Source organism: Achromobacter sp. 2789STDY5608615 (assembly GCF_001298995.1).
Taxonomy (GTDB): domain Bacteria; phylum Pseudomonadota; class Gammaproteobacteria; order Burkholderiales; family Burkholderiaceae_B; genus Achromobacter; species Achromobacter insuavis.
Map to the genome: position 1 here is coordinate 24631 of NZ_CYTY01000038.1, position 7009 is coordinate 31639.

The 7009-nt window shown below is 70.0% G+C and carries 3 protein-coding genes and 1 pseudogene; 3 read left to right on the forward strand and 1 reads right to left on the reverse strand.

Features of this window, described 5'->3' with window-relative positions:
• Positions 1-12 precede the first annotated feature (12 nt).
• The gene (locus AOZ49_RS25230; protein ID WP_054478430.1) at positions 13-3087 is read right to left on the reverse strand and encodes a PAS domain S-box protein; all 3075 of its coding nucleotides are present in this window, start codon (positions 3085-3087) and stop codon (positions 13-15) included.
• 155 nt (positions 3088-3242) lie between these two features.
• On the opposite strand from AOZ49_RS25230, the gene AOZ49_RS25235 reads away from it, so the two are divergent.
• The 3 genes and pseudogenes from AOZ49_RS25235 to AOZ49_RS25245 form a co-directional block, all read left to right on the forward strand.
• Positions 3243-4205 (forward strand): helix-turn-helix transcriptional regulator, encoded by a 963-nt coding sequence (locus AOZ49_RS25235; RefSeq protein ID WP_054434928.1) that lies wholly within the window; start codon positions 3243-3245, stop codon positions 4203-4205.
• A gap of 140 nt (positions 4206-4345) precedes the next feature.
• On the forward strand, positions 4346-6553 hold the full coding sequence (locus AOZ49_RS25240; protein WP_054478431.1) for a TonB-dependent receptor: 2208 nt from the start codon (positions 4346-4348) through the stop codon (positions 6551-6553).
• A gap of 14 nt (positions 6554-6567) precedes the next feature.
• Positions 6568-7009: pseudogene (locus tag AOZ49_RS25245) on the forward strand (hypothetical protein); the annotation flags it as partial.

Consider the following 7009-nt stretch of genomic DNA (forward strand, 5'->3'; position numbering starts at 1 on the left):
CGCCGGCAATATTTACCGGTCTTTGCAACCCGTTCGTGCGCGCCCGCCGTCACCGGCGCGGCGACCTCCCGCCCCCCCCCCCGCTTCGGACAGGGCAGCGGGCGCGGCGGCGCCCGTTTCCAGCATCCGCCGCACCCGCGTGGCCAGCGCGTCCAGGGCGAAGGGCTTGACGATCAGCTCCATCCCACTGTCGAGAAAGCCCGACCCGCGCGCCGCGCTCTCGGCGTAGCCGGTCATCAGCAACACCTTCAGGCCGGGATGCGCGGCACGCGCCGCGTCGGCCAACTGGCGGCCATTCAGGCCGGGCAGGCCGACGTCGGTCACCAGCAGGTCGATATCGGCATGGGCCCGCAATTGTTCGAGGCCGCTGTCCCCGTCTTGCGCCGTCAGCACCCTCAGGCCCAGCTCGGCCAGGCTTTCATGCACCATTTCCCGCACGTTGGCGTCGTCCTCCACCAACAGCACCAGCGCGGGACGCGCCGAGCCGGCCAGCGGCCCGGTCGTCGGCAGCGCCGCCGCCGCCGGCACGGCCGCGCCGTCGTACCGCGGCAGGAAAATGCTCACCGATGTGCCCGCTCCCACCTCGCTGTCCAGGGTCACCACGCCGCCCGCCTGCTTGGCAAAGCCGTAGATCATCGACAACCCGAGCCCGGTGCCCTCGCCCAGCGGTTTGGTGGTGAAGAACGGATCGAAGGCATGGGCCAGCACGTCGGGCGTCATGCCGCAACCCACGTCCTGCACCCGCACTTCGACGAACGCGCCCGCCTGCACCCCGCCATACGGGCGCAGGAACGCCGCGTCCAGGCGCGTGTTGAGCGCGGACACCGTCAAGACGCCGCCGTCCGGCATGGCGTCGCAGGCATTGATCACCAGGTTCAGCAACGCGTTCTCGAACTGGTTTCGGTCGCAGCGCACCGGCCACAGTTCCGCCTGCAGATCGAAGACCAGCGACACGCCTTCGCCGGTATAACGGTGGAACAGGTCGGCCATCGACTGCAAGGTGGACGCCACCGCAAAGGGCTGCGGGTCGATCGGCTGGCGCCGCGAAAACGTCAGCAGGCGCTGCGTCAGATGGGCCGCGCGGTTGGCCGAGTCCATGGCCACGCTGACAAAGCGCACGGCCTGTTCCGGCACCCCCGCGGCCAGCTTGCGCTGGATCAGGTAAAGCGCCCCGGTGATCCCCTGCAGCATGTTGTTGAAGTCATGCGCGATGCCGCCCGTGAGCCGGCCCACCGCTTCCATCTTCTGCGCCTGGCGCAACGCGTTCTCCGTTTCCAGCAGCATCTCGGCCTGGGTCTTCAAGCCGGTATCGTCGCGGCCAGCCATATACAGGCTGTCCTGCGCCCACGACATGCTCCAGGTGATCCAGGCGTAGCTGCCATCGCGCTTGAGGACGCGGTTTTCCAGGTGCCGCACGCCCTGCGTCGCCTCGGCCTGCCGCGCCTGCGCCAGCGCTTGGCGGGTGGCTTCGTAGTCATCCGGATGGATCTGCTGGCGTAGTCCCAGGGCCAGGAACTGCTCCTGGGTCCAGCCCAGGATCTTCCGTACCGCGGGGTTGACGCTCGCATAGCGCCCCTGCGCGTCGATCACCGCCAGCAACTCGGGCGACAGGCGCCAGATGCGATCGCGTTCGGCGATCGCGTGCTCGACCCGTTGTTCCAGCATGCGCGCATATTGCGAGCGCTCGACCGCGCCGCACAAGCGCTCGGCCAGTTCCTCGATGCAGGCCACATCGCCGCGCTTGAGCCGGGATCCGGGCGCCGGCCGCACCACCAGCGCACCGCCCTGGCGGCCCCACCGCGCCATCGGCACAACAATCGCGGACGGCAGGATGGTGCCGTTGGCCTGCGCCAACAATGGTTCCAGGAGGGCGGTGCGGCCGCAGGACAATGCCTCAAGCGCCTGGGCGAGCAATTCCGGCTCCAGGTCGGCCCCGGCCGCGGCGCCGTTGTCCGGCTGCGGCCGCCAACAGGTCGACACGACCGCGCCGGCATCCTCGGCGCGCCAGTCCACCACCGCCACCAGTGCCAACGCCAGGTGCTGGCCCAGGCTTTCGCACGCCAATTGCTCGATCGCCGCCTGTTGCTGCAACTCGCGCATGCGGTCGCCCAGCCCCAGCACGAACGTCTTGCGATGCTGGCCTTCCCACAACTCCGCTTCGGCGATCTTGCGCGCGGTGACGTCCAGGAACAGCGCCATCATCTGGTTGTCGCCTTCCCGCCGCGCGCGCGCCTCGTACCACGCCTGCCGGGGCGCCGGCACCGCGAATTCGAACTGCGCCGGCTCGCCCGTCTCGACCACGCGGGCGAAGGTGTCCAGGATCTGGTCGGGCACGCCGGGCACCATCTCGCGCAGCGTGTGGCCCAGCGTATCGCCTTCTTTCATGCCGCTCTGCCGCTCGAACGCCGGGTTGACCTCGATGAAGCGAAAGTCGACGATGCGGCCATCGGCGTCGCGCAGCGCTTCGCTCAGGAAGAACGCCTCCTGCATGCCCTCGAACATGGCGCGCCAACGTTCGCCGCTGCGGCGCAACGCGGTCTCGGTCAAGTGCCGCTCGATGGCCAGGGCGGCGCTGCGCGTCACCACCGCGATCGCGTCGATATCGTCGGCCGATGGCCCCCGAGGCGACAGGTAGTAGTTCGAGAACACCCCCAGCAGACGCCCGTCGGGCGCCTTGATGGGCGTGGACCAGCAGGCCCTCAAGCCCTGCGCCAACGCCTGCGCGCGCCAGGGCTCCCAGGCCGGATGGCTGGCAATGTCCTCGACGTACACCGGGCAACCGGAGTACGCGGCCGTGCCCCAGGACGCCATTTGGGGCCCGATCGGCGCATGGTCGACGGCGGCATTGAACCCAGCCGGCAGGCTGGGCGCCGCGCCGTGCCGCAGGAAGCGGCCGGACTCATCGACCAGCGCGATCGACGCGCGCAGCTCGACACTCGATTGCGCCTCGATGGCGTGCAGCATGTGCCCCAGCACCTCGGCCAACGGCATGCCCGCGGCAATCCGCTGCAGCATGACGCGCTCGTCTTCGAGTCGCGCCAGCGTGTCGGTCCAGGGATGGGATACGCGGTCTCGCTGGGTCAGCATGGAATCTCCGGAAGGAGTACCACTGTATTGCGGGCAACCGGCGCCAGCCGAAACCCTCGGTAACGCGACATTACGCCTTGCCGCCAATTCCGGATGACACTATATTGCGATTGATTCCTATTCATAAAAGGACCGCTGGCGCCAGCGGTTATCCCATGCATCACGCCTCTCGCCCCGCCACCCCTTGCACCGAACGCCGCTTCGGAGACATCGCGTCAGACTGGGGCTATGACGGCCGCGTCGAGGCCGCGCATCGCCCGGACACGCCCGCGGAACAGCGCGTCGTGGCCCAGGGCCGCATCCAGATGGCGACCACCGCCAGCGGCCTGCGCCTGTGCGCCAGTGACCTGCTCGCGACCCGCAACCACGTGCGCAGCGCCGATCTGAACCGCTCGCTCACGGTCTACGCGATGCTGGACGGCCCCGCGCTCGACTGGCGTCACGGCCCGGCCGCGCGGCCGCAGCGCGGCGCCGCCCATGCCGCGGTGCTGGCGGTGCGCGACGCGGCCCGCATGACCGAAATCCAGCGCGCCGGCCAGCGCAGCCGATGCCTGGTGGTGCAGGTCACGCCCGACTCGCTGGGCGACGCGGCGCTGGCCGAGCAGGTGCAGGCCTGCCTGCACCGCACCCAGGTGCGGCCGCTGCCGGCGCCGGAACGCCTGCGGGCGCTGGCGGCCGACATGCTGGCGGCCCGGCCTGGCGGCGCGGTCTCGCGCCTGTTCCTGGAAAGCTGCGCGCTGGAAATGCTGGCTCGCGGCCTGCAGAGCCTGGACGACGCGCCCGCCGCCGAAGACGCGCGCCTGCATCCCCTGGATCGCCAGCGCATGCTGCGGGTGCGCGATCGCCTGCTGGCCGAGCCCGGCCACCCCCACCGCCTGGCCGACCTGGCGCGCGACGCCGGCGTCAGCATCACCACCCTCAAGCAGAAATTCCCGCTGGCGGTCGGCGCGCCGGTCTTTGAATATCTGCGGCAGGTGCGCCTGGAACGCGCCCGCCGCGGGCTGCTGCACGAAGGCTGGAGCGTCAAGCAGGCGGCGTTCTATGCCGGCTACCGGCATCCCACCAATTTCACCACCGCCTACCGCCGCCGCTTCGGCGCGGCGCCGTCGCGCGGCTAGCGCCTCCCCCGCGATTGGCCGCGGGCATAGCAGCGGCGGCCGCGCGCATAGCACTTGAATGACATCAATTCTCATTGGTGGCACAGAATTGCCGCAGGTGCCGCCCGTGCGGCAGCCCACGTCGTCACCCTGAGAGTGAAATGCCCTTCCTGCCCCTGCCCTTGCCCCGCATCGCCCCCCTGACTCCGATTGCCAGCGCGCTGGCCCTGCTGCTGGGCGCGGCCGCCGCCGCCCCGGCCGCAGCCGCCGATTCCGCGCCGGTCGCGGTCACGCCGGCCACCGCCGAACTGCCGCCCATCTACGTCACCGCGCGCAAGCGCCTGGAAAACCTCATCAATGTGCCGGTCAGCGTCAGCGTCTTCGACGGCGGCGAATTGCAGGACCTGCGCACCGCCAACGTCGAAAGCGTGCTGCGCATGACGCCCAACGTCGGCTACTCCGCGCTCGGCGATGGCCGCTCGACCCATCTCTCGATCCGCGGCATCGGCACGATGGCGCAACCCCTGGGCAGCGACGACACCTCGGTGGTGGCCTATGTCGACGGCGTGCCGCAGCCCCTGTTCGCCGCCGACCAGCAATTGCTGGACGTGGAGCGCGTCGAGGTGCTGCGCGGCCCGCAAGGCACGCTGTTCGGCCGCAACGCGCAGGCCGGCGCCATCGACATCATCACGCGCAAGCCCGCCGACACCCTGGAAATGGAGGCCGGCATGGAAGCCGGCAGCCGCCAGTACCGGCGGGGCTGGGCCTCGATCTCGGGTCCGATCGTGGCCGACAAGCTGTCCGGCCGGCTGGCGATCGGCTACAGCGGCCAGGACGGCGAGGTGCGCAACCTGGCCGGGCGCGAGGTGGGCGACGTGTCCACCCCATCGGTGCGCGGCACGCTGGTGGCGCGCCCCAATGCCGATACCACCCTGACGCTGGCGGCCTATGCCCAGCGCGACCGCAACACCCCATCCAATTTCGTGCTGCGCCACACCAGCGGCTATCCCGTGGTGGCGCTGGATCCCGAGGGCCACACGGAACGCAAGACCGCCGGCATCGCGCTCACCGCCGAGCGCCGCTTCGCCCAGGTGGTGGCCACGTCCGTCACCGCGCTCAACCACTACGGCTACGACTCGCTCAGCAACAACTCCGAGGCCCTGACCTTTTCCAAGGTGTTCGGCCTGCCCGCCAGCGCCTTCGTGCCGGCCACCGACTTCAGCACCTACGACGAAAACCAGAACACCTTCCACCAGGAATTGCGCCTGGCCAGCCTGCCGCAGGCGCCGGTGTCGTGGGTCGCCGGCCTGAACTACTACCAGGACGACTACCGGCTGCGCAGCTACTACCAGTCGCCGTTCTTTCCCGCCACCAACGGCTGGCGCGACAACCGCCAGCGCACCCGCAGCTACGCGCTGTTCGGCGAAGCCACCACGCCGCTGTTCGGCGATCCGCGCCTCAAACTCACCGGCGGCCTGCGCTACACCCGCGACAACAAGCGCTACGACGCGCAATACCGCAACAATGGCTTTGCCGGCAACGTCGCCGCCTTCGGCCAGTCCGATGACCTGGGCTACAACCTGGTCACCGGCCGCGTATCGCTCAGCTACGACCTGACGCCGGCCAACGTGATCTACGCCAGCGCCGCGCGCGGCGCCAAGAGCGGCGGCTTTCCCAACTTCACCAACAACGCGGTGTCCGGCAAGCCGGACCAGCCCTACGCCGACGCCAGCTCCTGGACCTTCGAGGTCGGCAGCAAGAACCAGTGGCTGGACAATCGCCTCGGCCTGAACGCCGCGCTGTTCTACAACGCGGTCAAGAACGAGAACCTGATGGCGATGGATTCGGCCTCGTTCACCTTCGTGCCCAAGTCCATCGATACCCGCAGCTACGGCGCCGAACTGGAAACGCGCTACGCCATCGGCCGCGGCTTCGAGCTGGCGGGCAGCCTCGGCTACACCCATGCGGTGCTGCGCAATGTCTCGGCCGATGTCGCCGCCTCGTCGGGCGCCAGGGACGGCAACCGCGTGCCGAGCGTGCCAAGCTGGAACGCGGCGGTCACGCTGCAGTACCGCGGCCGCGTGCCGGGACTGGACAGCGCCGATGCGCCGAACCTGTTCGCGGCCGCCCAGTATCAGTTCGTCGGCGCGCGCAAGGCGGACGTCGGCGCGCATTTCGATCTGGACCGCTACGCCATCGTCAACGCCAAGCTGGGGCTGGAGTTCGCGCACTACGACCTGTACCTGTTCGGGCAGAACCTGTCGAACGCGCGCCCCCAGTACATCGGCCTGTACTACGGTCCCGGCGCCGAGGCCACCACCATCGGCCAGGGCCGGGTGATCGGCGCCGGCGTGACGATGCGCTACTGAGCGCGCCGCCCGCCATGCGCTACGCCGTCCTCGCCCTGCTGTCCTGCCAGCAGTACCTGGCCATTGCCTTCCTGTACGCGGCGGTGCCGGCCGTGCTGCGCCAGCAGGGCGCGCCGTTGCCGGTCATCGGGCTGTTCGGCCTGGTGTTCTTTGCCTTCACGGTCAATTTCCTGTGGGCGCCGCTGGTGGACCGCTACCCGCTGACGCGGTTGGGCCGGCGGCGCTCGTGGATTCTGCTGATGCAGGGCCTGGCCGCGGCGGTCACGGCATTGGCCGCCTTGCTCGACCCCGGCCGGCAGGTCGCGGCGCTGCTGGCCGCGAGCCTGGCGCTGGCCACGCTCGCGGCCACGCAGCGCATCGCCACCCTGGGCTATGCCGCGGATTCGCTGCGGCCGACGCAGCGCGCCTGTGGCGCGGCCGTGATGGGCTGGGGCATGTCGGTGGGCAACGCGCTCG